Source organism: Pseudomonas sp. LH21 (assembly GCF_036549575.1).
GTDB lineage: Bacteria > Pseudomonadota > Gammaproteobacteria > Pseudomonadales > Pseudomonadaceae > Aquipseudomonas > Aquipseudomonas peradeniyensis.
Window position 1 is genome coordinate 4,816,472 of record NZ_CP144367.1, and the last position, 25,367, is coordinate 4,841,838.

Sequence of the window (25,367 nt, forward strand, 5' to 3'; positions counted from 1 at the left end):
CGGTGCCGTCCTCATCGCTCAACGCCTCGGGGTCGAAGCGGGCCAGGCAGCCTTCGCCCAAGGTCGGTGGCGCCGAGGCGCCGGCCTTGTCACGCGGGTCTGCCATGCCATGGCCCTCGACTCAGTTGAACACCACGGTCTTGTTGCCATGCACCAGCACGCGGTCTTCCAGGTGGTAGCGCAGGCCACGGGCCAGGACCATCTTCTCCACGTCACGGCCGAAGCGCACCATGTCCTCGATGCTGTCGGCGTGGCTGACACGCACCACGTCCTGCTCGATGATCGGGCCGGCGTCCAGCTCTTCGGTCACGTAGTGGCAGGTCGCGCCGATCAACTTCACGCCGCGCAGTGCCGCCTGGTGGTACGGCTTGGCACCGACGAACGAGGGCAGGAAGCTGTGGTGGATGTTGATGACCTTTTCCGCGTATGCCTGGCACAGCTGCGGCGGCAGGATCTGCATGTAGCGCGCCAGCACCACGGCGTCGGCGTCGTATTCGGCGACCAGGCGCGAGACCTCGGCGAACGCCGGCTGCTTGTCCTTGGGATCGACCGGTACATGGTGGAATGGAATGCCGTGCCACTCGACCATGCTGCGCAGGTCATTGTGGTTGGAGATCACGCAAGGGATCTCGCAGTCCAGCTCGTCGGTGTGCCAGCGGTGCAGCAGGTCGGCCAGGCAGTGCGACTCACGGCTGGCCATCAGCACCACGCGCTTCTTCTGCGCCGAGTCGGTGATCCGCCAGGTCATGGAGAACTCTTCGGCGATCGGGGCGAACGCCTCGCGGAAAGCCTCGATACCGAACGGCAGGGACTCGGCGCGAATCTCATGGCGCATGAAGAACCAACCGCTCTGCTCGTCGGAGTGGTGGCTGGCTTCGTTGATCCAGCCATTGTAGAGGGCCAGGAAATTACTGACTTTTGCCACGATGCCGACGCGGTCGGGGCAGGCAATCACCAGTCGATAGGTGCGCATGAGGGAGACTCCAGAACTTCGCAAAGGCGCATATTCTAGCGGCCTGCCGGGAAAAACGCAGTAAGCATCTACACCCTCGCACCAGCAAGCTCAAGGACACAGTCGCACAGGCCTATTCCCTTCTTCCCAAGGGGAAATGGCCAGTGGCCCAGACAAATTGTAAATTTTTCTTAACCTAATGACTGCGCAGTCAGTGCCTACTATTAAATCAGTGATCAATATTAAATTGTTTACTTGAGAGTTTCGCCTGTCTATTATTGCCCCACTGTCTCTCTCTGAACATGCATTAAGGAACACACCATGTCCCTGATCAACGAATACCGCGCCACCGAAGAAGCCATCAAGGAACTTCAAGCCCGCCTGGCCAACCTGTCGCAAGACGGCAAGCTGCAAAAAGAGCTGGAGTTCGAAAAGAAACTGCGCGAGCTGATGGCCGAAAACGGCAAGTCGCTGCGTGACGTGATCGCCCTGCTCGATCCGGAAAGCAAACTGAGCAAAGCCCCGCGCGGCGCAGTCAAGGCCACCGGCACCAAGCGTGCGCGCAAGGTCAAGCAATACAAGAACCCGCACAACGGCGAGGTTATTGAAACCAAGGGTGGCAACCACAAGACCCTGAAAGAGTGGAAAGCCAAGTGGGGCGGCGACGTCGTCGAAAGCTGGGCTACCCTGCTGGACTGATTCGCCTGAAAGGCGCGTTGGTTTCAACATGAAAAACGCCGGCACTTGCCGGCGTTTTTTGTTTATCTGCACATTTCAAAGCTGGTACTGCACTTTCAGTTGCCGGACATGGGTTTGCCAGGCCTCCAGCACCTGCCGTCCCGCTTCGCTGGCGTCGCTCCAACTGCTCTGGCATGCCTGCTCGAAGTCCGCCAGGGTATTAGGCGCACCGTAAGAAGGATCAGTAAGCCGCTGCTGACAGAACGCATGCCAACGCGCGCGCTCTTGTTCATCAAGGGTGTCGGAAAAGTTTCGCGCGCGATAGCGGAACAACAGTTCCGGCAGTCGCGGGTCATCGAACATCCATTGTCCATGTGCCAATTGCGCCGGATCCACACGCCGCACTTGTTCGCTCAGGCGCTTGTCCCGGTCACCGAAAAAACCGTCATACAACTGTTGCTCCGGGTCTTCGCTGGGGGCAAAGCCTTCTTCCTGATAAATGATGTCCAGCTTGTCTGCCCAAATGGCCTGCTGATTGGCCAATTGCTCCGCCCGGCCCTGCAATGCCGACAACTCGAGCCCTAGGCGTTGTTGGTCGGCCGGGCGCAATACCGATAGTGGCGCCAATACCGGGCAGCGGTTGATATGCACCAACTTCAGCGGTACCGGTAGTTCGCCCTGGGCCATGTCTTCGTGCCGCGTATACAGGCGCTGGCGCAATGCTTCTGCACTTTCCTGGAGCAGCGGCGAAGCATCTTGTTGCAAGTCGCAGACAATCAGCGCGTTGCGGTTGCGCGGATGCCAGGCCAAAGGCAGTACCACGCCGATATAGTTGCGCTGGGCCGAGAAACGTCCGGATACATGTACCAGTGGCTGCAATAGCCGAACCTGTTCCATGACCTTGTGCTTGCTGCGCAACTGGAACAGCCAGTCATATAACCGCGGCTGCTTCTCGCGAATCAAGCGGGCCAGGGCAATGGTCGCCCGCACGTCGGAAAGCGCCTCGTGGGCATGGCCGTGGTCGATGCCATTAGCCTTGCTCAGCAGTTCAAGGCGCAGACTGGTGCGCCCATCCTGCTGTGGCCAGACGATCCCCTCGGGGCGCAGCGCATAGGCGGTGCGGACCACATCGATCAGGTCCCAGCGGCTGTTGCCGCCCTGCCATTCCCGGGCGTAGGGGTCGAAGAAGTTGCGGTAGAGGCTGTAGCGGGTGACCTCATCGTCGAAACGCAGGGTGTTGTAGCCCGCAGCGCAGGTGCCGGGACGGGCCAACTGATCGTGCACCCGGGTCATGAATTCGGCTTCGCACAGGCCCTGGTCGGCCAGTTGCCGGGGGGTAATGCCAGTCACCAGGCAGGCCGCCGGATGCGGCAGGATATCGTCGGAGGGGCGGCAGTAGAGGCTGATTGGCGCCTCGATCTCGTTGAGGTCGAGGTCGGTGCGCACACCGGCCACCTGCAGCGGGCGGTCGCTGCGCGGATTGATGCCGGTGGTTTCGTAGTCATGCCAGAAAATGCTGGAGCTCACGGGGTCTTCCTGTATCGAGGTCGACCAGAGTCTAACGGCACGTGGGAGGACTGGGCCAGCCTCAGGCGGAGGCGTTCATGGGGCGGAAGCTGAAGAAGTCACGCAGGGAGCGGACGAACTCATCGTATTCCTGCGGTGCCTGCAGCAGCATGAAGCCGGCATCGAAATGCCCCGGCGTCTCATCCTCGCGGCACCACAGGCAACTGGCCGTCAGGTTGATAAATTGCAGGCCGCCGCCGGCGAGGGGCACCCGTAGCTGCAGTTCGAAGTCCGGCCCCACCAGCACAGGCAACTGGCTGATCAGCATCAGGCCGTCTTCCGAGGCGTTGCCCAGATAGCCGATCTGCTGGTCGGTGCAGCGGTTGAACACCTTGAGCACGCAAGGCAGTTGATGACGTTGTATGTGTCGCTCGATAAACATGATCGCAGTGAAATCCTGTACCTGGGGCCAGGAAGACAAGGTACTGGCGATGATCGTGACAACTCTCTAACAGATTAGCCCAGTCCGACGGACGGACTACATGAAATCATCGACACATTAGGATTAACGCCAAGGTGTAGTGTTCACGGGACTCGCCACCGTCGCCTCGCTGCCGCGCAGGTGCCCGAGCTTTTCCAGCGTCTGCAGACGGGCCTGGGCACGGTAGGCGTACTCGTTGCGCGGGTACTGCTGGATCAGGTACTGGTAGGTCTGCGCCGCGTCGACGAAGAGCTTCTGCCGCTCCAGGCACTGGCCACGCAGCAGCGACACCTCCGGGTGGATGAACGGACGGGCGCGGCTGGTGCGGTCGACCTGCGACAGTTCCAGCATGACTTTCGCGCAATCGCCACGGTCGTAGGCGCGGTAGGCGTTGTTCAGGTGGTGGTCCATGGACCAGCGGGTGCAGCCGACGACACTGGCCGCCATGGTCAAAACGATCAGGGTGCGCATGGGAATTCTCCTTTGATGGGCAGTGTATCGGCCTTTCACGACAAATCTTCACCGCCATTTGCAAGCATACCCGTACCGTTCAAACGCAACCCTCCTTCGTGTGCGGGTAGTGCAACGGAACAATGACTACAGCGCAATTGAGGAGTAGCCTTTCGCTGCGCTTCACTATAGGAGTCTGTGCATGACCATCCGCCGTACCAAAATCGTCGCCACCCTTGGCCCCGCCAGCAATTCGCCGGAAGTGATCGAACAGCTGATCCTTGCCGGCCTGGACGTGGCACGCCTGAACTTCTCCCACGGCACCCCGGACGAGCACAAGGCCCGCGCCCGCCTGATCCGTGACATCGCCGCCAAGAACGGCCGCCATGTCGCGCTGCTGGGCGATCTGCAGGGTCCGAAGATCCGCATCGCCAAATTCGCCAACAAGCGCATCGAACTGAAAGTCGGTGACAAGTTCACCTTCTCCACCGCCCACCCGCTGACCGAAGGCAACCAGGATATCGTCGGCATCGACTACCCCGACCTGGTCAAGGACTGCGGCGTCGGTGACGAACTGCTGCTCGACGACGGCCGCGTGGTCATGCGTGTCGAAACCGCCACCGCCGATGCCCTGCACTGCGTGGTGATCATCGGTGGCCCGCTGTCCGACCACAAAGGCATCAACCGCAAAGGTGGCGGCCTGACCGCACCGGCCCTGACCGAAAAAGACAAGGCCGACATCAAGCTGGCTGCGGAAATGGACCTGGACTACCTGGCGGTGTCGTTCCCGCGTGACGCCAGCGACATGGAATACGCGCGCAAGCTGCGTGACGAAGCCGGCGGCAGCGCCTGGCTGGTGGCCAAGATCGAACGCGCCGAAGCGGTCGCCGACGACGAGACCCTCGACCAGCTGATCCTCGCTTCCGACGCCGTCATGGTTGCCCGTGGCGACCTGGGCGTGGAAATCGGCGACGCCGAGCTGATCGCCATCCAGAAGAAGATCATCCAGCACGCCCGCCGCAACAACAAGGCGGTGATCGTGGCGACCCAGATGATGGAGTCGATGATCCAGAACCCGATGCCGACCCGCGCCGAAGTGTCCGACGTGGCCAACGCCGTGCTCGACAACACCGACGCGGTGATGCTGTCGGCCGAAAGCGCCGCCGGTGCCTACCCGATCGAAGCCGTACAGGCCATGGCCCGTATCTGCTCGGGCGCCGAGAAGCACCCGACCAGCCAGAAGTCCAGCCACCGCCTGCACACCACCTTCGAGCGCTGCGACGAGTCCATCGCCCTGGCGGCCATGTACACCGCCAACCACTTCCCGGGCGTCAAGGCGATCATCGCCCTCACCGAAAGTGGCTACACCCCGCTGATCATGTCGCGCCTGCGTTCGCACGTGCCGATCTTCGCCCTGTCGCCGCACCGTGCCACCCAGGCCCGTGCCAACATGTTCCGCGGCGTCTACCCGATCGCCTTCGACCCGGCCTCGCTGCCGGCCGACAAGGTGAGCCAGGCGGCGGTCGACGAGCTGCTCAAGCGTGGCCTGGTCGAGCAGGGTGACTGGGTGATCCTGACCAAGGGCGACAGCTACCACACCATCGGTGGCACCAACGGCATGAAGATCCTGCATGTCGGTGATCCGCTGGTCGGCTGATCCCTCGGCAGTCCCTATCGCGGGGCAAGCCCGCTCCCACACCGGTGTCGGCATTGTGGGAGCGGGCTTGCCCCGCGATGCTTTTCAGCCCTCAAACATGCTCGGTAAATACGTCCGCAAATATCTGATTACGTGGCACCCCGGCAATGAACAGCCGTCGGGCAAAGCGCTCCACGCTCCCGGGCGACCCGCACACCAGCGCCATGGTCTGACGCGACATCAGCTTCAATCCAGCCAGCGCTTCATCCAGCTGCGCCGCCAACACCCATTCGACCGTCACTCCGTCCAGCGCCTGTAACGACTGCGCCAGATAGTGCCCCTCAGCGGTGTGTGCCACGTGCAGCACCCAGATTTCCCCCTGATGCCCCTGTCGCAACGCCTCGCGCAGGATGCCCCACAACGGCGCCAGCCCGGTGCCCGCCGCCAGCAGCCAGAGCGGCCGCGCCTGCCAGTCCGGGTCGTAGTGCAGCGCACCGCCTCGCAGTTCGCCGAGCCTTAGCACATCCCCCAGGCGAAGCTGCCTTGCCTGGTCGCAGAACGCGCCGGGACGGTGGCAATCCAGGTGAAATTCGAGGAAGTCGTCCTCGCCCGGCAGGCTCGCCAGCGAATAGGGCCGCGCAACGCCGCCGCTCCACAATACCAGGTGCTGCCCGGCCTGGTAGCGCAATGGCCGCTCCGTTCGCAGCCTCAGGCGCAGCACATCGGCGAACCAGTCCAGGCCGATCACCGTGGCCGGCAGGCCATCGCTTCGGGGGTCGAACAGCGCCACCCGCAAGTCACTGGCGACCGAGCACTGGCAAGCCAGGCGCCAGCCCTGCTCGCGCTTGTCCGCCGCCAGCACCTCGGGTTTCGCGTCGAGAGGGATACCGTCCAGGCAACGCACCAGGCAGGCGTGGCAGCTCCCGGCGCGGCAGCTGTAGGGCACACTAAGGCCTGCCTCGTTGAGGGCATCCAGTAGGTTGCTGCCGCCTGGCACTGTCCATTGGCGTTCGCCCACGCAAAGTTCGGGCATCCTCGATTTTTCTCCGCACGCATTGTGGACTCCGGGGGCGCTTCGCACCCCTTTCGCGGCACAAGGCCGCTCCTACAAGGGTACGCGATCTCATGCAGGAATGGCCTTGCGCCGTGAAAACGGCGAAGGCTTTGCAGCAAAAAGGATGCCCTTCCCCTGCCGACCTTGGTCCAGACCACGTGCAGGTGTTTCCAAAGGCCCGGCACGGTATACTGCCGCGCCTTTTTGTGCCGGCCCGACCAGCCGGCGCCTTGCCAGGCGTTCCTGACATACAGGTGTGCACTGTCGGAATGCCTTTTCGAATGTTCCCGTCTTTAAGAGGAGCGCGCTGCATGACCGTGATCAAGCAAGACGACCTGATTCAGAGCGTCGCCGACGCCCTGCAATTCATCTCGTACTACCACCCCGTCGACTTCATCCAGGCGATGCACGAAGCCTACCTGCGTGAAGAGTCGCCAGCCGCGCGTGACTCGATCGCCCAGATCCTGATCAACTCGCGCATGTGCGCCACCGGCCACCGCCCGATCTGCCAGGACACCGGTATCGTCACCGTGTTCATCCGCGTCGGCATGGACGTACGCTGGGACGGCGCCACCCTGAGCGTCGACGACATGATCAACGAAGGTGTGCGCCGCGCCTACAACCTGCCCGAGAACGTCCTGCGCGCCTCGATCCTGGCCGACCCGGCCGGTGCCCGCAAGAACACCAAGGACAACACCCCGGCCGTCATCCACTACTCCATCGTCCCCGGCGACAAGGTCGAGGTCGATGTCGCGGCCAAGGGCGGCGGCTCGGAGAACAAGTCGAAGATGGCCATGCTCAACCCGTCCGACTCGATCGTCGACTGGGTGCTGAAGACCGTCCCGACCATGGGCGCCGGCTGGTGCCCGCCTGGCATGCTCGGCATCGGCATCGGCGGCACCGCCGAGAAAGCCGCGGTGATGGCCAAGGAAGTGTTGATGGAATCCATCGACATCCATGAGCTGAAGGCCCGTGGCCCGCAGAACCGCCTCGAGGAAATCCGCCTGGAGCTGTTCGACAAGGTCAACCAGCTGGGTATCGGCGCCCAGGGCCTGGGCGGCCTGACCACCGTGCTCGACGTCAAGATCATGGACTACCCGACCCACGCCGCCTCGCTGCCGGTGTGCATGATCCCCAACTGCGCCGCCACCCGCCACGCCCACTTCGTGCTGGACGGTTCCGGCCCGGCCGAGCTGGAAGCGCCATCGCTGGACGCCTACCCGGAAATCGTCTGGGAAGCCGGCCCGAGCGCCCGTCGCGTCAACCTCGACGACATCACCCCTGAAGAAGTCGCCAGCTGGAAGCCGGGCGAGACCATCCTGCTCAACGGCAAGATGCTCACCGGCCGCGACGCCGCGCACAAGCGCATGGTCGAGATGCTCAATCGTGGCGAAGAACTGCCGGTCGACCTCAAGGGCCGCTTCATCTACTACGTCGGCCCGGTCGACCCGGTCGGTGACGAAGTGGTGGGCCCGGCCGGTCCGACCACCGCAACCCGCATGGACAAGTTCACCCGCCAGATCCTCGAGCAGACCGGTCTGCTGGGCATGATCGGCAAGTCCGAACGCGGCCCGACCGCCATCGAGGCGATCAAGGACAACAAGGCCGTGTACCTGATGGCCGTCGGCGGCGCCGCCTACCTGGTAGCCCAGGCCATCCGCAAGTCGAAGGTCCTGGCCTTCGCCGAGCTGGGCATGGAAGCGATCTACGAGTTCGAAGTGAAGGACATGCCGGTCACCGTCGCGGTGGACAGCAAGGGCGAGTCGGTGCACATCACCGGTCCCGCGCTGTGGCAAAGCAAGATCGCCGAGAGCCTGGCAGTGGAAGTGAAGTAAGCCTCCGCTGTAGCTGCGACGGCCCCATCGCGGGGCAAGCCCGCTCCCACGCTGAAGTCTGGGAGCGGGCTTGACCCGCGATGGGGCCGTCGTCGTTTCAAAGCCCTAGATTTCTAGACAGGCAGCGCCTTGAGCCAGAACGACATGATCTTCGCCGACTGCGCCTGCTCGTCGAGGTCCCGCCAACGGTAGGCGGTACGCAGCGACGGCTCGTGCAGAAAACCGCGATTGCGCCAGAAGCCCTGCAATGGCTTGTAGTCCGCCGGACGACGTGGGTGTCCGGAGGGACGCTCCACCGCACAGAACGCACAGCAATCGAACTCGGCCAGCTTGTGCGCATAGGACTCGCGCTCGATGAAAAAGCGCACGCCGAGTCCCTGTCCACGGTAAGCCGGCAGCAGCACCGACTCGCCGAAGTAGTAGACCGAGGCCGGATCACGCCCCTGGGCGAGGAACGGTTGCTGCAGCTCGGGATCGACATCCACCAGCGGCAGGCCGGTGGCGGCGCCCACCACCTGGCTGCCGTCCAGCGCCAGCACTACCAGGCTGCGTCCGGACTCGGCGTAGCTGGACAGGTAATCGGCCTGGTGGCTCAGGGAGCTGTCCAGGAGATAGGGAAACTCGCGAAACAGCGTCAGACGCAGATGTGCGAGGTCATCGATGTAAGGCGCGATGGCGGCGCCATGGAGCAGACGTATTTCCATGCGGGGCGGTCGTCCTGTCGATGGGCATGACTGAGACCCACCCTAGCATCCCCCCTGCCCCACGGCCTTTCCCCTGCGCGACAGGTATTTCTCCATGACCGCTACCAATGCTCGATCCCTGTAGGAGCGGCCTCGCGCCGCGAATGGGCCGCAACGCGGCCCCGGCGATCTTGCATGAATGCTGAAATCCTGGGGCCGCATTGCGGCCCATTCGCGGCACGAGGCCGCTCCTACAGTTCAGCGTATCAGTCAGGAGATCCGGGTGCCCAGCACTTTCAGGAACGCCGCCAGCCAAGCCGGATGCGCAGGCCAGGCCGGCGCGGTAACCAAGTTGCCATCCACATGAGCCTGGTCCACCGCGATATCGATGAACCGCCCGCCCGCCAGCCGCACCTCGGGCGCACAGGCGGGATAGGCGCTGCACTCACGCCCTTCGAGCACGCCTGCCGCCGCCAGCAACTGGGCCCCATGGCACACCGCCGCGATAGGCTTGCCAGCCTGGTCGAAAGCCTTGACCAGTTCCAGCACCCTCTCGTTCAGGCGCAGGTATTCCGGGGCGCGGCCACCGGGGATCAGCAACGCGTCATAGCTTTCGGCGCGCACCTGGACGAAGTCGTAGTTCAGGGCGAAGTTGTGCCCCGGCTTCTCGCTGTAGGTCTGCTCGCCCTCGAAATCGTGGATCGCCGTGCGCACCGTCTGCCCGGCAATCTTCTCCGGGCAGACGGCATGGACGGTATGGCCGACCATGGCCAGGGCCTGGAATGGCACCATGACCTCGTAGTCCTCGACGTAGTCGCCCACCAGCATGAGAATTTTCTTCGCCGTCATCGCATCCACTCCTTCGGTTGTCTGGGAACAATCCCTGCACGATAGTCCGCTTTGCCCGAGCGCGATATACGCGACTAGTCGCGTCGATCCAACAGGTTGGCCACCACCCGGTCGAGCCAGCCCCACAGGCGCTGCTGCACCCGCCGCCACAACGGCCGCGCATGCCAGCGCGCCAGATCGACTTCCAGGCTCTGGGCGAAATCACGTTCGAAACTGGCGGCCACCGCAGCGGTCAGCGGCGGGTCGAGGGCCTCGACGTTGGCTTCGAGGTTGAAGCGCAGGTTCCAGTGATCGAAGTTGCACGACCCCACGCTGACCCAGTCATCCACCAGCACCATCTTCAGGTGCAGGAAGCACGGCTGGTACTCGAAGATCCGCACCCCGGCACGCAGCAGTCGCGGATAGTAGCGGTGCCCGGCATAGCGCACCGCCGGGTGGTCGGTGCGCGGCCCGGTCAGCAGCAGGCGCACATCGATGCCCTTCTGCGCGGCGCGGCGCAGCGAGCGGCGCACGCTGAAGGTCGGCAGGAAGTACGGCGTGGCCAGCCAGATACGGCGCTGGCCGCTGTTCAGGGCGCGGACCAGCGCATGCAGGATGTCCTTGTGCTGGCGGGCGTCGGCGTAGGCCACCCGGCCCATGCCCTGGCCCTGGGCCGGGACCTGGGGCAGACGCGGCAGGCCGAAGCCCTCGGGTGGACGCCAGGCAGTGCGGCGCTGGTTGGCGTGCCACTGGCGATCGAACAACAGCTGCCAGTCGGTGACGATCGGCCCGTGCATGCGCACCATCACCTCGTGCCATTCGCTGGCCTCCTCGCCCGGCATCCAGAACTCATCGGTCACCCCGGTGCCGCCGACCACCGCCAACCGTTCATCCACCAGCAGCAGCTTGCGATGATCGCGATAGAGGTTGCGCAGGCCCCGGCGCCAGCGCAGGCGGTTGTACCAGCGCAGGTAGACACCCGCCGCCAGCAGACGCTCGCGCAGGGCCGCGGGGAAGGCCAGCGAACCGTAGTCGTCGAACAGGCAGCGCACCCGCACGCCGCGTCGCGCCGCCTGCTCCAGGGCCTCGACCACCGCCTCGGCGCAGGCGCCGCCCTCGACCAGATAAAGCTCCAGGTCGACCTGGAACTCGGCGCGCACGATCGCCAGCAGCATGCGCGGAAAGAACTCGGGGCCGTCGATCAGCAGTTCGAACTGGTTACCATCCCGCCAGGGGAAGACCGGCCCCGGCATGTCAGCGGGCGGTGAAGATCAGCACCGCGCTCACCGGCACCGAGGGGTTGATCGACTTGAGCCCGGCCAGCTTGCGCAGGTTTTCCAGGCCCGGCAGCAGGCCGAAGTCCGAGGCGCGCAGGATCAGCGGCTCGAGGGTCACCACCTGGAAACGTCGCTCGTCCAGGCGCGTGGCCAGCAGCAGTGTGTTGTAGCTGCGGGTCTGGCCGTGCAGGGTGACGCTGACCGGCAGGCGCAGCTCCAGCTGCGCGCCGTTGGCCAGGTCGTTGATCGGACGCAGGTCGATCTGCGCCTGTACCGTGGCCTCGGGGAACTGCTCGAAGGCGAACAGGTTGTCGCGCATGCGCTCGTCGCGCAGCGGGATACCGCTGCTGATCGAGTCCATCTCGATGCTCACCTCGGCCGCGCCCTTGCGGTCGACCTTGCCGTGCAGCACCAGGAATCGGTTGACCTCGGCGATATTGCCGTTCTTGCCGGTGACGAAGGACAGGCGCGAGGATTCACCGTCCAGGTGCCAGTTGGCGTGAGCGGGCAGGCACAGGGCGAGCAGGAGGGCGGGCAGCAGACGGGACGGCTTGAACATGTGAAATCCTGTAAATCAAGGCCGTCAACCTTACCCGCACGGTTTCACGGCAGCAAGCGGCAGCCCTCGCGCACGCCCTGCCAGGCGGCCTGGTTGCGCCGGCCCAGGCCCTCGGCGGTGACCAGGCGCCGGGTGCCGTCCTCCTCCAGCAGGCCCAGGGGCAGGTACTGTTGCACATAGCCTCGGCAGTAGGTTTCAGCGAAGCCCATGACGAAGCGGCACGAGCAGTACTCCTTCGCCGAATAGGCCGAGAGAATGCCCGGGAAGTCCGCCAGCGCCTGGCGCTCATGCCAGGCCCAGACCAACCCGGCCAGCAACAGCACGAGCACGACCCGCTTCATGCGCCCTCCCCGGCCACGGCGGCCAGCACCCGCCTGAGCAGTTCGTTGTGGCTGAAGCTGGCGTCGCGGTCATCGGCGTAGCGCACGATCACCAGCTTGCGCGAGGGCAGCACATAGAGCGCCTGGCCCCAATGGCCGAGCGCGGCGAAGGTGTCCGTTGGCGCATCCGGCCACGGCGCCGGCTGCCCGGGCAGCGGCTGGTTGAGCCACCAGTGACCACCGGGGTTGGCTTCGCCCGGCACCGGCTGGGCGGCGCTGATCAGGGTGCGGTTGAACGCCACCCACTCGGCCGGCAGCAATCGCCCCTCGCGCCAGCGACCGTCGCGCTGCATCAGCAGGCCGATGCGCGCCAGGTCGCGGGCGTCGAGATAGAGGTAGGAAGAGCCGACATAGGTACCCGCGCCATCCCGCTCCCAGACCGCGCTTTCTATACCCAGCGGAGTGAACAGGGCCTGCCAGGGGTAGTCGGCATAGCGCGCGGGGTCGAGCATGCCGCGCAGGCTGGCGGCGAGCAGGTTGCTGTCGCCGCTGGAATAGGCGAATTGCGTGCCGGGCGCACTGACGGCAGGCATTGCCGCCGTGTAGGCCGCCATGTCGGCGCGGCCGCGGGTATAGAGCATGGCCACCACCGACGACTTCAAGGGCGCGTATTCGTAGTCTTCCTGCCAGGCCAGGCCGCTGGCCCAGTGCAGCAGGTCAGCCAGCCGCAACCCGGGATATCGCTGCAGGGCCGGGTAGTAGCGGGCCGCCGGGTCATCGAGCTTGAAGCGCCCCTCGCCGTAGGCCACGCCCATGACCGTGGCCAGCACGCTCTTGCTCACCGACCAGGTCAGGTGCGGTGTGTCGGCGCGGGTTGGTTCGGTATAGCGCTCATGCACAATGCGACCATCGCGGATGATCAACAGCGCGTCGGTGCGAATGCCTCCGCGTTCGGCAGCGCGCGGCGCGAAGGCGTAGGTGTCGACGGCCTGCCAATCGATGACGGCGTTATCGACTGGCCACTGCGCCGAGGGCCAGTCTTCGGCCCAGGCGGGGCCTGCGGTCATGGCCAGGGCAAGCAATAGTGCCTTCATGGGGAGCAACCTGCAAAGGGCTGCTGTGCGCCCATCGCGGGGCAAGCCCGCTCCCACAGGTCCCGCGATGGGGCGCACAGCGGCCCAGGTTCAAAGGTGCCCCCAGTCTCTCAGGCTTTCATGACAGTCCGGCGGCACTCCAGGCCTTGGCCAGGCGTTTATCACGGGCCACGCCGGCCAGCGCCAGCAGGCCCTGATCGCGCTGCCACAATTGCGCCCAGTGCTCCGGCCCGGCGGCCAACGCCTGGTCGATCTCCCCTCGCAAACCCTGGAACTGGGCAAACAGGCCACCCAGCAACAAGTGGCAGGCCACGCTGTCCGGGCATTGCCGGCTGCCCTCGGCACAACCGGCCAGCAGCCCGATCAACCGCAGCCGCAAGTCCTGCGGCCAGGCGCATTCCTGGGCTACGCCGTGCAGCCAGGCCACCAGCGCGGCGAGCACATAAAGGTCTTCAAGGGAGCGGAACGGTTTGACGTAGGCGTCCCAGCCATCGCCGGCAAGCAACTCGCACGCAGCCTCCTTGAGCAGCAGCCGGCCATGGCCGACTTCGGGCATCAACGGCAGGGTCGGCAAGGCCTCGAGGCTGACACCGGGCTCCCCCGGATAGACCACCGCCAGTTGCAACCGCGGCGCCTCGCCCGGCCCTTCATGGCGCGCCGCCACCAACAGCCATTCAGCGTCCAGCCCGGCAGTGACGAAGTCCTTGCTGCCGCTCAGGCGCAAGCCCTCGAGGCGGGTGTGCATGTCCGCCGGGCGCACGCTGCGCCGCTCGGTGGCGCACAACGCCCCCAGGCTGGCGGGCGCGCTGGGCCAGAGCACGCGCAGCGCCGCCTGGTAACCGAGCAGGAAGGCCAGGCCCGGCGTGGCCATGGCGCGCCCGCCCAGTACCGCCAGCTCGAACGGCGCGACAGCGCCCAGGCGCTCGAGCACTGCCGCGTAGGTTTCCCCGAGGGTCGCCGCCAGCGGGTGGCGCAAGGGGTCGTTGAGTCGTTGCAACCAGGCCATCGCAAGCTCCTTGTAGGGGTGTCACGCAAGCATCACCAAAGATTCACAGGGGTGACACCGGGCGTACCTAGGCTGACTTTGCACAACAAAGCCGACCGGCCGCAACCCTTTGGCTGGCTTATGGAGACTCGCAATGACTCGGATCGCTCGCTCTGGCGACAACAGCACTGAACGCCGTCTGCAAGCCGAACGCCTGGTCGGCGCCGCGGCCCTGCAGGAAGCACAGGCCCTGCGTTTCAAGGTGTTCAGCGCCGAATTCAAGGCCAAGCTCAAGGGCGCCGAACACGGCCTGGACATGGACGACTACGACATCCACTGCCGCCACATCGGCGTGCGCGACCTGGCCACCGGCCAACTGGTTGCCACCACCCGCCTGCTCGACCACCAGGCCGCCAGCAGCCTGGGCCGCTTCTACAGTGAAGAAGAATTCAGCCTGCACGGGCTGTTGCAACTGCAGGGCCCGATCCTCGAACTGGGCCGTACCTGCGTCGACCCGGCCTACCGCAACGGCGGCACCATCGCCGTGCTCTGGAGCGAGCTGGCCGAAGTGCTCAACGAAGGCCGCTACAGCTACCTGATGGGTTGCGCCAGCATCCCCATGCAGGACGGCGGCGTGCAGGCCCACGCGATCATGCAACGCCTGCGCGAACGCTACCTGTGCACCGAGCACCTGCGCGCCGAACCGAAGAACCCACTACCGAGCCTGCCGCTGCCGAACAATGTCATTGCCGAGATGCCTCCACTGCTCAAGGCCTACATGCGCCTGGGCGCGAAGATCTGCGGCGAGCCTTGCTGGGACGAAGATTTCCAGGTCGCCGACGTGTTCATCCTGCTCAAGCGCGACGACCTCTGCCCGCGCTACGCCCGTCACTTCAAGGCGGCGGTCTGATGCCGCGCCTGCGGGCCAGTGCCCGCCTGCTGAGGTTGTTCCTGGTACTGGCGCTGGGGCTGGCAATGGCCAGCATCATCGCCCTTGGCGAACGCCTGGGCCTGAAGGCCTCGATCGAACGCCGCCAGCGCTGGACATGCCTGTTCATGGGCCGCCTGGTTGCCGCCCTGCCCTTCGAGGTAAAGGTCAGGGGTGAACTGCCACAACGACCAATGCTCTGGGTCTGCAATCATGTCTCGTGGACCGACATCCCGCTGCTCGGCATGCTCACGCCGCTGTCGTTCCTGTCCAAGGCCGAGGTGCGGCACTGGCCGGTGGCCGGCTGGCTGGCCGAGAAGGCCGGGACCCTGTTCATCCGCCGTGGCGGTGGCGATGCCCAGCGCCTGCGCCAGCAGATCAGCGATCAACTGGGCGAGCAATGTCCCCTGCTGATCTTCCCGGAGGGCACCACCACCGACGGTCGCACCCTGCGCACCTTCCATGGCCGCCTGCTGGCCGGTGCCATCGACAAGGGCACGCCGCTACAGCCGGTGGCGATCCAGTATCTGCGCGCAGGCCAACCCGATCCGATTGCGCCGTTCATAGGCGAGGATGACCTGGTGTCCCATCTGATGCGGCTGTTCACGCAAGATAGGGGCGAGGTGGTGATCCACCTGTTGCCGCCGATTGGCAGCGAAGGCCAGGAGCGCGCGGCGCTGGCGTTCCAGGCGCAACAGGCGGTGCGCCAGGCATTGTTCGGCATAGAAGAAGTCGAGCCGCGTCGTCAGGCCAAGGCGGCCTGAACCATTGACATCACCTGGGCCGGCCTCTTCGCGGGTAAACCCGCTCCCACAGGGGCACCGCCAACTTCAGGTAGTGCGCTGTACCTGTGGGAGCGGGTTTACCCGCGAAGAGGCCAGCACAGGCTAGCGAGAATCAGCTGCCCGCCACCCTTCGCGCTGCTGCAAATGCCTGCAACTGCGGATAGAACTCGCGAAAATCCGCCAGCAATGGTTCATACAGACGCTCCAGCTCCCCCATCACCCCATCCATCCCCTCGGGCCGCGACAAGCGCCGGGCAATACCGCCAAACACCTGCTCCAGGGTGGCGAAGTCGCCATAGGCGCCCAGCCAGTCATCCGCCGCCATGAACGGCGCGATCCGCGCCAGCCGGCCCGGCAGCTGCGGCTCGGCCAGCAGCACCTTGTAGAAGTCGCCGGTGAACTGCGTCAACGGCTGCTCCGCGTACTCCCCCCAGTGCCTGGCCAGGCAATGATCGAAGAACACATCCAGTACGATCCCGGCAAAACGCCGCCTCTCGCGCGGGAACCGCGCCAGCGCCGCCAGCACCAGCGGGTGGCTGTCGGTGTAGCTGTCGATGTGCCGGTGCAGCCGGATCGAAGCCTCCAGCGCCGGCGGAAAACGTCCCTCCAGCGTGCCTTTGACGAAGTCGCCATACAGGCTGCCAAGCAGTTGTTGCGGCGCGGGGCCGCCCAGGTGAAGGTGCGCGAGGTAGTTCATGGCGCCAGTCTAGCACCGCCCACCCCCATATCGTCATGAACCGATATAGCCAATGACGCTTGCCTCAGAACCCTTTCATATTTGTATATCGCGATGCAGCGATTTATATTTCGCCCCATCGCGATATACCGCTGCACACCACGAGCCAACCATGCCCCTCGATCTCGACGAAATCATAAAAGCCCTGGCCCACCCGGTCCGGCGAGACATCCTCAACTGGCTGAAAGATCCGGCCGCGCAGTTTCCCGAGCAGCACCACAGCACCGAGCACGGTGTGTGTGCCGGGCAGATCGACCAACGCTGCGGCCTGTCGCAGTCGACCGTATCCGCCCACCTGGCCACCCTGCAACGCGCTGGCCTGATCAGCAGCCAGAAGATAGGCCAGTGGCATTTCTTCAAACGCAACGAGGCGACCATCAAGGCGTTCCTCGAGCAAATGAGCCAAGAGCTCTGACCTGATCCACGCGAGGCTTTGCACATGACTACGCTGTTCGATCCGATCACCCTGGGCGACCTGGAACTGCCCAACCGCATCATCATGGCCCCGCTGACCCGCTGCCGCGCCGACGAAGGCCGCGTGCCCAACGCGCTGATGGCCGAGTACTACGTGCAACGCGCCAGCGCCGGCCTGATCCTCAGCGAGGCGACCTCGGTCACGCCGATGGGCGTCGGCTATCCGGACACCCCCGGGATCTGGAACGACCAGCAGGTACGTGGCTGGCATAACGTGACCAAGGCCATCCATGGCGCCGGCGGGCGGATCTTCCTGCAGTTGTGGCATGTCGGACGCATCTCCCACCCGTCGTACCTGAACGGCGAGCTGCCGGTGGCCCCCAGCGCGATCCAGCCCAAGGGCCATGTCAGCCTGGTGCGCCCACTGAGCGACTATCCGACGCCACGGGCCCTGGAAACCGAAGAGATCGCCGACATCGTCGAGGCCTACCGCAGCGGCGCCGAGAACGCCAAGGCCGCCGGCTTCGACGGCGTGGAGATCCACGGCGCCAACGGCTACCTGCTTGACCAGTTCCTGCAGAGCAGCACCAACCAGCGCACCGATCGCTATGGCGGCTCGTTGGAGAACCGCGCGCGGTTGCTGCTGGAGGTCACCGACGCCGCCATCGAGGTGTGGGGTCCGGGCCGAGTAGGCGTGCACCTGGCACCACGGGCCGATGCCCACGACATGGGCGACGCCGACCGTGCCGAGACCTTCACCTACGTGGCCCGGGAGCTGGGCAAGCGCGGCATCGCCTTTATCTGCTCACGGGAGAAAGAGGCCGACGACAGCATTGGCCCGCTGATCAAGGCGGCGTTCGCTGGCCCGTACATTGTCAACGAGCGCTTCGACAAGACCAGCGCCAACACGGCCCTGGCCAGCGGCAAGGCCGATGCGGTGGCCTTCGGCATTCCGTTCATCGCCAATCCCGACCTGCCCGCGCGCCTGGCCGCCGACGCTCCGCTCAATGCGCCGCGTCCGGAAACCTTCTATGCCAAGGGGCCCGTGGGCTACATCGACTATCCACGGATGTGAGTGAAACGAACGCAGGGCAGGTCCGTCGTCGTGAGAGCGGGCTTGCCCCGCGATCATCCAAGGACTCAGGGCCGGGCGTTGATCTGCTGCTGCAGGTTCTGGATCTGGCTCTGCAGGGTGCTGATATTGCGCGTCACCTGCCCGCGGAAGGCATCGAACTCCTGTACCGAGGCACCGCCGGCCGATGTGGCCGGACGGTTGTCCACCTGGCTCTTGAGCACCAGCACATCCTGCTCCAGGCTCTCGATGGCCGCGCTCGGGTTGCCCTGTTTCTTCAGCGCCGCCACTTCATTGCTCAGGCTCTTGAGCTGACCATCCAGCTTGCCGCCATCCACCTGGCCCGACTTGAGCGCCGCAAGCTCCGCGTTGACCGCCTTGAGCTGCGCCTGCAACTGGCCCTGCAACTCGGTCACCGCCTTCTGCTGTTCGCGGGTGTCGGCCAGCACCTGCTCCAGACGCTTGCCCAAGTCCCCGGCCTGCCCGGCGACGCCCTGCTGCTGCTTGCCCTGCTCCGCCAGCGAGGCCTGCAACTGGCGAATCTGCAGCTTCAACGCCTCGCTGCCGGTGCTGTTGCTGGACTCGCTGGCATCGACCTTGCCACTGATCGCCTGCAGGCGCCCGGCCGCTTCTTCGCTGATGCGGGCAAAGCTCTCCTGGGTCGCCACCAGTTGCTGCTCCATCAGGGTGATCTGCTGGAAGCTCCACCAGCCAAGCCCGCCCAGGGCGATGAACGAGGCGCCGAGCAAGGCCCACAGCGGGCCGTTATTGCGCGGACGTACCGCCTTCTGGCGACTGCGGGCCACATGGGCGGGCAGCAGTTCATCGTCATCGGGGGTGCCGGCACGCAGGGTGGGCACATCGTCAAAATCATCGTGGGCGTCATTACGCATGGGTGCATTCAACCGCGGTGGTAGCAAAGAGACATGAGTATAAACCGCCTGGGCGGCGCACTGATGACCATCATCCCGCCCACAGGTTCAGCGTTGCCCTGCCTGCGCCTGCCACCAGGCACAGAATTCATCCAGCGCGGACCACACATCGGCCTTGGGTCGATAGTCCAGGTACTGCCGGGCGCGACTGATATCGAGGGTGAAATCGGTGCTCATCACCCGTACCGCCGTGCGGCTCAGGGTCGGCTGCGGGCGCCCGGGCCAGAGCAGGCAGGCCGCCTCGTTGAGCGCCGCCAGGCCGTAGGCCAGGCTGGGGGAGCGGTAGCGGGTTACCTGCGGCAGTTGCATGCGACGCATCACGTAGTTGACCACATCCCACAGTGGCAGGGGCTGGCCGTTGCTGATGTTGTAGGCCTGGCCGAGCGCCTGCTCCTCGGCGAACAATGCGCCGAGCAATGCCTCGTTGAGGTTGTGCACGCTGGTGAAGTCGACCTTGTTCAGGCCATTGCCGATGATCGCCACGCGCCCCTTGGCCTGCATGCGCATCAGCCGTGGGAAAATGCTCGCGTCACCGGCGCCGGTGACGAAGCGCGGGCGCAGCGCCAGCACTTCCAGGCCGAACTCCTGGGCGCCGAACACTTTCTGCTCGGCCAGGTGCTTGGTCAGCGCGTAATGGTCATGGAAGCGGCGTGGTACCTGGTCCTCGCGGATATCCAGGCGCGAACGGCCAGTGAAGTAGATCGACGGCGACGACAGGTGCACCAGGCGCCGCACATGCTCCTTGATGCAGCCCTCGACCACGTTTTCGGTCAGCACCACATTGCCCTGGTGGAAATCCTGGTAGCGGCCCCAGGTGCCCACGGCGCCAGCGCAATGCACCACCGCATCCACGCCCTGGCACAGGCGCCGGGCCAATTCGGCGTCGCCCAGGTCGCCCGGGATGAACTGCGCCCCGCGCTTGACCAGGTGTTCCACGCCCTCCGCCCGCCGGCCGTTGACGCGCACCTCCAGGCCCTGCTCCAGGGCGAAACGCGCGAAGCGCCCGCCAATGAAGCCGCTCGCGCCGGTGACCAGAATTCGCATGTAAGACTCCGCCTTGCCAGATTTCGGATGCAACTGACGCCCGATGTGCCTACAAGGGCACCAGCCACTGCCGCGCCGAATGGCGCAGATGGTCGGTCAGCTGGGCGAGCAACTGCCCGCCGTTGCGCCAATGATGCCAGTACAGCGGCACATCGATGGGAGTATCCGCGCAGATTTCCACCAGCTCGCCACGGGCCAGTTGCTCGGCCACCTGCCGCTCCGGCACCAGCCCCCAGCCCAGGCCAGCCTCGGTCATGCGCAGGAAACCTTCGGACGAGGGACACAGGTGATGCAGGAAACCTTCCTGCACGCCCAGCGACGCCAGGTAGCGATGCTGGAGAAAGTCGTCCGGCCCGAACACGATCGCCGGAGCACGTGCCAACCGCTCGACCGCGAAACCCTGGGGGAAGTAGCGCGCCATGAATGCGGGGCTGGCCAGCGCCCGGTAGCGCATCGACCCCAGCGGCAGGCTGCGCGCTCCAGCCACGGGACGTTCGCTGCCGCACAGGCAGGCCGCGACCTCGCCGGCACGCATGCGCTTGAGGCCGACCTCCTGGTCCTCGACCACCAGGTCCAGCAAGACCTGCTGCTGCGCGCAGAAGGCCCCCACCGCACCGGCCCACCAGGTCGCCAGGCTGTCGGCGTTGAGGGCGATGCGCAGGCGCTCGGGCATGCCCTCCTCGTCCAGCGCTGGCACCTGACGCTGCAGGTCGCGCTCGAGCAGGCGCACCTGCTGCACATGGTTGAGCAACTGCCGGCCGACCTCGGTCGGGCTCGGTGGCGTGGCGCGCACCAGCACCGGCTGTCCGACCCGCGCTTCGAGCAGCTTGATGCGTTGCGAGATGGCCGATTGCGACAGCCCCAGCACCTGGGCGGCGCGCTCGAAACCGCCTTGTTCGATCACCGCGGCAAGGGCGGCGAGCAGCTTGTAGTCGAACATCGATTTCTCTAATGACTGATCAGCTCTATTTGTTTTTCTTATACCGCTGCAGCCGCCACAATGGCCACATCTTTCTTGTTGATCCGCGCCGATGCCCGCATCGGTGCCCGTGGAGTGTTCCCGCTATGTGGCAAAGCTATCTCAACGGCATGCTGGTGGCCTTCGGCCTGATCATGGCCATCGGCGCGCAGAACGCCTTCGTCCTGGCGCAGAGCCTGCGCCGGGAGCATCACCTGCCGGTGGCGGCGCTGTGCGTGGTCTGCGACGCGCTGCTGGTCGCCGCCGGGGTGTTCGGCCTGGCCACGGTGCTGGCGCACAACCCCACGCTGCTGGCCGTGGCGCGCTGGGGTGGCGCGGTGTTCCTGATCTGGTACGGCGCCAAGGCGCTGCGCAGCGCGTTTTCCAAGCAGAGCCTGCAGCACCGAGAAGACCAGGGCATGCGCTCACGCCGAGCGGTGCTGCTGAGCGCGCTGGCGGTGACCCTGCTCAACCCCCATGTGTACCTGGACACCGTGCTGCTGATCGGCTCCCTCGGCGCCCAGCAGACCGTGCCCGGCGCCTACGTGGCCGGCGCCGCCAGTGCCTCGCTGGTGTGGTTCTCGACCCTGGCGATCGGCGCCGCCTGGCTGGCGCCGTGGCTGGCACGCCCGGCGACCTGGCGCATGCTCGACCTGATGGTGGCGGTGATGATGTTCGCGGTGGCGGCGCAGTTGATTTTCAACTGAATACACCAGATCACCAGCGTGGGAGCGGGCTTGCCCCGCGATGCGGTGCCTGGCACCGGCTGTGCCGGTGTTCGCGGGGCAAGCCCGCTCCCACGCTGGTAATGCTTGCAACTCTACTTCCTGCTCGAATGTGTATCCCGATGGACTGATGACCGCCTGCGGCAATGCTCCTGGCTGACCACCGGTCGGCCCCCGCCAACCGCTCTGGAACCTCTATTCCCCACAGATGTTGCGTGGTTAAGCGCCCGGGCCGGTGCTATGATCCAGCCCTTGCGTCGCAAAGGGTACAAACTCGCCGACGCTCATCAGGCCACCCGTGAGGCCTGGCGCAAACCGCAAACAGACCTGAATCAGGAGATCCACCATGGCTTTTGAATTGCCGCCGCTGCCGTACGCCCACGATGCCCTGCAGCCGCACATCTCCAAGGAAACCCTGGAGTTCCACCACGACAAGCACCACAACACCTATGTCGTGAACCTGAACAACCTGGTCCCAGGCACCGAATTCGAAGGCAAGACCCTGGAAGAGATCGTCAAGAGCTCTTCGGGCGGCATCTTCAACAACGCAGCCCAAGTCTGGAACCACACCTTCTACTGGAACTGCCTGTCGCCAAACGGCGGCGGCCAGCCGACCGGCGCCCTGGCCGAGGCCATCACCGCCGCCTTCGGCTCGTTCGACAAGTTCAAGGAAGAGTTCACCAAGACTTCGGTCGGCACCTTCGGCTCCGGCTGGGGCTGGCTGGTGAAGAAGGCCGACGGCTCCCTGGCCCTGGCCAGCACCATCGGCGCCGGCTGCCCGCTGACCAGTGGCGACACCCCGCTGCTGACCTGCGACGTCTGGGAACACGCCTACTACATCGACTACCGCAACCTGCGTCCGAAGTACGTCGAGGCGTTCTGGAACCTGGTCAACTGGACCTTCGTTGCCGAGCAGTTCGAAGGCAAGACCTTCAAGGCCTGATTGTTCGCCTTGAATGCAAAAGACCCGGCCTGAGTGCCGGGTTTTTTGTTGCCTGGCATGACACCGTCGCATTCGGCAACGACATACCTGACAGAAATGTTTGCAACCGATCCACGCGCTCTTGCTCAGACCGCATAGCGCGCTAACATCAACCTTCTGGAAAGTTGACGCAGCGCACTCAAGTCGCATGACCGTTCGACCGATACAGAGCCAAGGGCAATTCCGTCGACGGACGGGTTGCCTGCCGGGGTATCAGGTCGATAGTCTCACGCCATGGTTGATGGCAAAATAATGGCATGCGCATGGATTAAGGAAACCCCATTGAAGCTGGAATTTCGAAACAGCTTATCGGTCAAGCTGCTGAGGGTCGTACTGCTCTCGGCGCTGGCTGTCGGCGTCGTACTCAGCTGTGCGCAGATCGTCTATGACGCCTACAAGACCCGCCAGTCCGTGAACAACGATGCCCAGCGCATCCTCGACATGTTCCGCGACCCATCGACCCAGGCGGTGTACAGCCTCGACCGGGAAATGGGCATGCAGGTGATGGAAGGCCTGTTCCAGGACGAGTCGGTGCGCATGGCCTCCATCGGCCACCCCAACGAAACCATGCTGGCGGAAAAATCCCGGCCGCTGCAGGACATGTCCATGCGCTGGCTGACCGACCTGATCCTCGGCCAGGAGCGTACCTACACCACGCAGCTGGTCGGCCGCGGCCCGTACAGCGAGTATTACGGCGACCTGAGCATCACCCTCGACACCTCCTCCTACGGCGAGGACTTCCTGATCAACGCCGTGATCATCTTCATCTCCGGCGTGCTCAGGGCGCTGGCCATGGGCCTGGTGCTGTACCTGGTGTACCACTGGCTGCTGACCAAGCCACTGTCGAAGATCATCGACCACCTGACCCAGATAAACCCAGACCGTCCCAGCCAGCACCAGATTCCGCAGCTCAAGGGCCACGAGCGCAACGAGCTGGGCCTCTGGGTCAACACCGCCAACCAGCTGCTGGCCTCCATCGAACGCAACACCCACCTGCGCCACGAGGCCGAGAACAGCCTGCAGCGCATGGCCCAGTACGACTTCCTCACCGGCCTGCCCAACCGCCAGCAGTTGCAGCAGCAACTGGACAAGATCCTGGACGACGGTGGCCGCCTGCAACGCCGCGTCGCCGTCTTGTGCGTGGGCCTGGACGATTTCAAGGGCATCAACGAGCAGTTCAGCTATCAGGTCGGCGACCAGTTGCTGCTGGCCCTGGCCGACCGCCTGCGCGCCCACAGCGGCCGCCTCGGCGCCCTGGCCCGGCTGGGCGGCGACCAGTTCGCCCTGGTCCAGGCCAACATCGAACAGCCCTACGAAGCCGCCGAACTGGCCCAGAGCATCCTCGACGACCTCGAGGCGCCCTTCGACCTCGACCACCAGCAGATCCGCCTGCGCGCCACCATCGGCATCACCCTGTTCCCCGAGGACGGCGACAGCACCGAAAAGCTGCTGCAGAAGGCCGAGCAGACCATGACCCTGGCCAAGGCCCGCTCGCGCAACCGCTACCAGTTCTACATCGCCAGCGTCGACAGCGAAATGCGCCGCCGCCGCGAGCTGGAAAAAGACCTGCGCGAAGCCCTGCCGCGCAACCAGCTGTACCTGGTGTACCAGCCGCAGATCAGCTACCGCGACCACCGCGTGGTCGGCGTCGAGGCGCTGCTGCGCTGGCAGCACCCGGAGCTGGGCATGGTCCCGCCCGACCAGTTCATCCCCCTGGCCGAACAGAACGGCAGCATCATCAGCATCGGCGAATGGGTGCTCGACCAGGCTTGCCGACAACTGCGCGAATGGCATGACCAGGGCTTCAGCGAACTGCGCATGGCAGTCAACCTGTCCACCGTGCAACTGCACCACAACGAGCTGCCGCGGGTGGTCAACAACCTGCTGCAGGCCTACCGCCTGCCGCCGCGCAGCCTGGAACTGGAAGTCACCGAGACTGGCCTGATGGAAGACATCAGCACCGCCGCCCAGCACCTGCTGAGCCTGCGCCGCTCCGGCGCCTTGATCGCCATCGACGACTTCGGCACCGGCTATTCCTCGCTCAGCTACCTGAAATCGCTGCCGCTGGACAAGATCAAGATCGACAAGAGCTTCGTCCAGGACCTGCTCGACGATGACGACGACGCCACCATCGTTCGCGCCATCATCCAGCTGGGCAAGAGCCTGGGCATGCAGGTGATCGCCGAAGGCGTCGAGACCGCCGAGCAGGAGAGCTACATCATCGCCCAGGGCTGCCACGAGGGTCAGGGCTACCACTACAGCAAGCCGTTGTCCGCGCGCGAACTGACCAGTTTCCTCAAGCAGGCGCAACGCAACCAGGTTTCCGCCCTGTAAGCCCCCGCCGATCTTGGCGATGCACCGCGAACGGGCGTTTGCATGAAATGCGCGCCCGACTCTTTACAGCAAATGCAAATCTTTCGCATGATGTGGCGGTTTCGCGTGCCACGGCGCAC

General features: G+C 65.0%; 26 protein-coding genes. 10 read left to right on the forward strand and 16 right to left on the reverse strand.

Translation table 11 applies throughout. The annotated features are described in order from the left end of the window. Positions 1–121: 121 nt before the first annotated feature. Positions 122–973 (reverse strand): formyltetrahydrofolate deformylase, encoded by an 852-nt coding sequence (gene purU, locus VUG52_RS21975; RefSeq protein WP_050703900.1) that lies wholly within the window; start codon positions 971–973, stop codon positions 122–124. A 300-nt stretch (positions 974–1,273) separates the two neighbouring features. Between purU and mvaT the strand changes: the two genes are divergently transcribed. Continuing rightward, a complete protein-coding gene (gene mvaT, locus VUG52_RS21980) occupies positions 1,274–1,651 on the forward strand; it encodes a histone-like nucleoid-structuring protein MvaT (RefSeq protein WP_050703899.1) in 378 nt (125 codons plus the stop codon). A gap of 75 nt (positions 1,652–1,726) precedes the next feature. Here the strand turns inward: mvaT and sbcB are convergent, their stop codons facing one another. The 3 genes from sbcB to VUG52_RS21995 all read right to left on the reverse strand — a co-directional run bounded on the left by sbcB (position 1,727) and on the right by VUG52_RS21995 (position 4,088). Further along, positions 1,727–3,157 carry an exodeoxyribonuclease I gene (gene sbcB, locus VUG52_RS21985; protein WP_262950129.1) on the reverse strand — a complete coding sequence of 477 codons (1,431 nt, stop codon included), beginning with the start codon at positions 3,155–3,157 and terminating at the stop codon, positions 1,727–1,729. A 61-nt stretch (positions 3,158–3,218) separates the two neighbouring features. Next, positions 3,219–3,578 carry a PilZ domain-containing protein gene (locus VUG52_RS21990; RefSeq protein WP_023631126.1) on the reverse strand — a complete coding sequence of 120 codons (360 nt, stop codon included), beginning with the start codon at positions 3,576–3,578 and terminating at the stop codon, positions 3,219–3,221. A 123-nt stretch (positions 3,579–3,701) separates the two neighbouring features. Next, entirely contained in the window at positions 3,702–4,088 is a 387-nt protein-coding gene (locus VUG52_RS21995) for a tetratricopeptide repeat protein (RefSeq protein WP_050703897.1), read from the reverse strand. Between the two features lie 181 nt (positions 4,089–4,269). On the opposite strand from VUG52_RS21995, the gene pyk reads away from it, so the two are divergent. Next, the gene (gene pyk / locus VUG52_RS22000) at positions 4,270–5,724 is read left to right on the forward strand and encodes a pyruvate kinase (protein ID WP_050703896.1); all 1,455 of its coding nucleotides are present in this window, start codon (positions 4,270–4,272) and stop codon (positions 5,722–5,724) included. 91 nt (positions 5,725–5,815) lie between these two features. On the opposite strand, the gene VUG52_RS22005 is transcribed toward pyk, so the two are convergent. Further along, positions 5,816–6,736, reverse strand: a complete 921-nt coding sequence (locus tag VUG52_RS22005; protein WP_331832073.1) for an iron-sulfur-binding ferredoxin reductase — start codon at positions 6,734–6,736, stop codon at positions 5,816–5,818. Between the two features lie 332 nt (positions 6,737–7,068). Between VUG52_RS22005 and VUG52_RS22010 the strand changes: the two genes are divergently transcribed. Then, on the forward strand, positions 7,069–8,592 hold the full coding sequence (locus VUG52_RS22010; RefSeq protein WP_011532463.1) for a fumarate hydratase: 1,524 nt from the start codon (positions 7,069–7,071) through the stop codon (positions 8,590–8,592). A 113-nt stretch (positions 8,593–8,705) separates the two neighbouring features. Here the strand turns inward: VUG52_RS22010 and VUG52_RS22015 are convergent, their stop codons facing one another. The 7 genes from VUG52_RS22015 to VUG52_RS22045 form a co-directional block, all read right to left on the reverse strand. Further along, positions 8,706–9,296, reverse strand: a complete 591-nt coding sequence (locus tag VUG52_RS22015) for a hypothetical protein (protein WP_050703894.1) — start codon at positions 9,294–9,296, stop codon at positions 8,706–8,708. Between the two features lie 249 nt (positions 9,297–9,545). Continuing rightward, positions 9,546–10,124 (reverse strand): DJ-1/PfpI family protein, encoded by a 579-nt coding sequence (locus tag VUG52_RS22020; protein WP_028689706.1) that lies wholly within the window; start codon positions 10,122–10,124, stop codon positions 9,546–9,548. A 74-nt stretch (positions 10,125–10,198) separates the two neighbouring features. Next, positions 10,199–11,356, reverse strand: a complete 1,158-nt coding sequence (locus tag VUG52_RS22025; protein ID WP_050703893.1) for a phospholipase D-like domain-containing protein — start codon at positions 11,354–11,356, stop codon at positions 10,199–10,201. 1 nt (position 11,357) lies between these two features. Beyond that, positions 11,358–11,939, reverse strand: coding sequence for a YceI family protein (locus VUG52_RS22030; protein ID WP_050703892.1), 582 nt, complete (start codon positions 11,937–11,939; stop codon positions 11,358–11,360). A gap of 44 nt (positions 11,940–11,983) precedes the next feature. Beyond that, positions 11,984–12,280, reverse strand: coding sequence for an amidase (locus VUG52_RS22035; protein ID WP_262950115.1), 297 nt, complete (start codon positions 12,278–12,280; stop codon positions 11,984–11,986). Beyond that, entirely contained in the window at positions 12,277–13,353 is a 1,077-nt protein-coding gene (locus VUG52_RS22040) for a serine hydrolase domain-containing protein (protein WP_331832074.1), read from the reverse strand. Before VUG52_RS22040 ends, VUG52_RS22035 begins: the two co-directional genes overlap by 4 nt. Before the next feature lie 118 nt (positions 13,354–13,471). Further along, positions 13,472–14,359 carry an acyl-CoA dehydrogenase gene (locus VUG52_RS22045; protein WP_331832075.1) on the reverse strand — a complete coding sequence of 296 codons (888 nt, stop codon included), beginning with the start codon at positions 14,357–14,359 and terminating at the stop codon, positions 13,472–13,474. A gap of 133 nt (positions 14,360–14,492) precedes the next feature. Here VUG52_RS22045 and olsB point away from each other — a divergent pair, with 133 nt between their 5' ends. Both olsB and VUG52_RS22055 read left to right on the forward strand, forming a co-directional pair. Beyond that, positions 14,493–15,248, forward strand: coding sequence for an L-ornithine N(alpha)-acyltransferase (gene olsB, locus VUG52_RS22050; RefSeq protein WP_028689712.1), 756 nt, complete (start codon positions 14,493–14,495; stop codon positions 15,246–15,248). Further along, positions 15,248–16,030 (forward strand): lysophospholipid acyltransferase family protein, encoded by a 783-nt coding sequence (locus VUG52_RS22055; RefSeq protein ID WP_262950110.1) that lies wholly within the window; start codon positions 15,248–15,250, stop codon positions 16,028–16,030. The genes olsB and VUG52_RS22055 overlap by 1 nt, the downstream gene beginning before the upstream one ends. A 133-nt stretch (positions 16,031–16,163) precedes the next feature. On the opposite strand, the gene VUG52_RS22060 is transcribed toward VUG52_RS22055, so the two are convergent. After that, on the reverse strand, positions 16,164–16,748 hold the full coding sequence (locus VUG52_RS22060; RefSeq protein WP_050703887.1) for an acyl carrier protein phosphodiesterase: 585 nt from the start codon (positions 16,746–16,748) through the stop codon (positions 16,164–16,166). A gap of 151 nt (positions 16,749–16,899) precedes the next feature. On the opposite strand from VUG52_RS22060, the gene VUG52_RS22065 reads away from it, so the two are divergent. Then, positions 16,900–17,202: an ArsR/SmtB family transcription factor gene (locus tag VUG52_RS22065; RefSeq protein WP_023628827.1), complete on the forward strand. Its 303-nt coding sequence runs from the start codon at positions 16,900–16,902 to the stop codon at positions 17,200–17,202. Positions 17,203–17,226: 24 nt separating this feature from the next. Then, on the forward strand, positions 17,227–18,276 hold the full coding sequence (locus VUG52_RS22070; protein ID WP_262950107.1) for an alkene reductase: 1,050 nt from the start codon (positions 17,227–17,229) through the stop codon (positions 18,274–18,276). Positions 18,277–18,341: 65 nt separating this feature from the next. Here the strand turns inward: VUG52_RS22070 and VUG52_RS22075 are convergent, their stop codons facing one another. The 3 genes from VUG52_RS22075 to VUG52_RS22085 all read right to left on the reverse strand — a co-directional run bounded on the left by VUG52_RS22075 (position 18,342) and on the right by VUG52_RS22085 (position 21,189). Beyond that, positions 18,342–19,166: an ATPase gene (locus tag VUG52_RS22075; protein WP_050703885.1), complete on the reverse strand. Its 825-nt coding sequence runs from the start codon at positions 19,164–19,166 to the stop codon at positions 18,342–18,344. Positions 19,167–19,253: 87 nt separating this feature from the next. Beyond that, positions 19,254–20,249 (reverse strand): NAD-dependent epimerase/dehydratase family protein, encoded by a 996-nt coding sequence (locus VUG52_RS22080; protein ID WP_050703884.1) that lies wholly within the window; start codon positions 20,247–20,249, stop codon positions 19,254–19,256. 49 nt (positions 20,250–20,298) lie between these two features. Further along, positions 20,299–21,189: a LysR family transcriptional regulator ArgP gene (locus tag VUG52_RS22085; RefSeq protein ID WP_186713153.1), complete on the reverse strand. Its 891-nt coding sequence runs from the start codon at positions 21,187–21,189 to the stop codon at positions 20,299–20,301. Between the two features lie 125 nt (positions 21,190–21,314). Here VUG52_RS22085 and VUG52_RS22090 point away from each other — a divergent pair, with 125 nt between their 5' ends. The 3 genes from VUG52_RS22090 (at position 21,315) to VUG52_RS22100 (ending at position 25,248) form a co-directional block, all read left to right on the forward strand. After that, positions 21,315–21,914: a LysE/ArgO family amino acid transporter gene (locus VUG52_RS22090; protein WP_262950104.1), complete on the forward strand. Its 600-nt coding sequence runs from the start codon at positions 21,315–21,317 to the stop codon at positions 21,912–21,914. Between the two features lie 364 nt (positions 21,915–22,278). Then, positions 22,279–22,875 (forward strand): superoxide dismutase, encoded by a 597-nt coding sequence (locus VUG52_RS22095; protein WP_050703881.1) that lies wholly within the window; start codon positions 22,279–22,281, stop codon positions 22,873–22,875. A gap of 321 nt (positions 22,876–23,196) precedes the next feature. After that, complete coding sequence (locus tag VUG52_RS22100) at positions 23,197–25,248, forward strand: putative bifunctional diguanylate cyclase/phosphodiesterase (RefSeq protein WP_050703880.1); 2,052 nt, start codon at positions 23,197–23,199, stop codon at positions 25,246–25,248. The last annotated feature ends 119 nt before the right edge of the window (positions 25,249–25,367 follow it).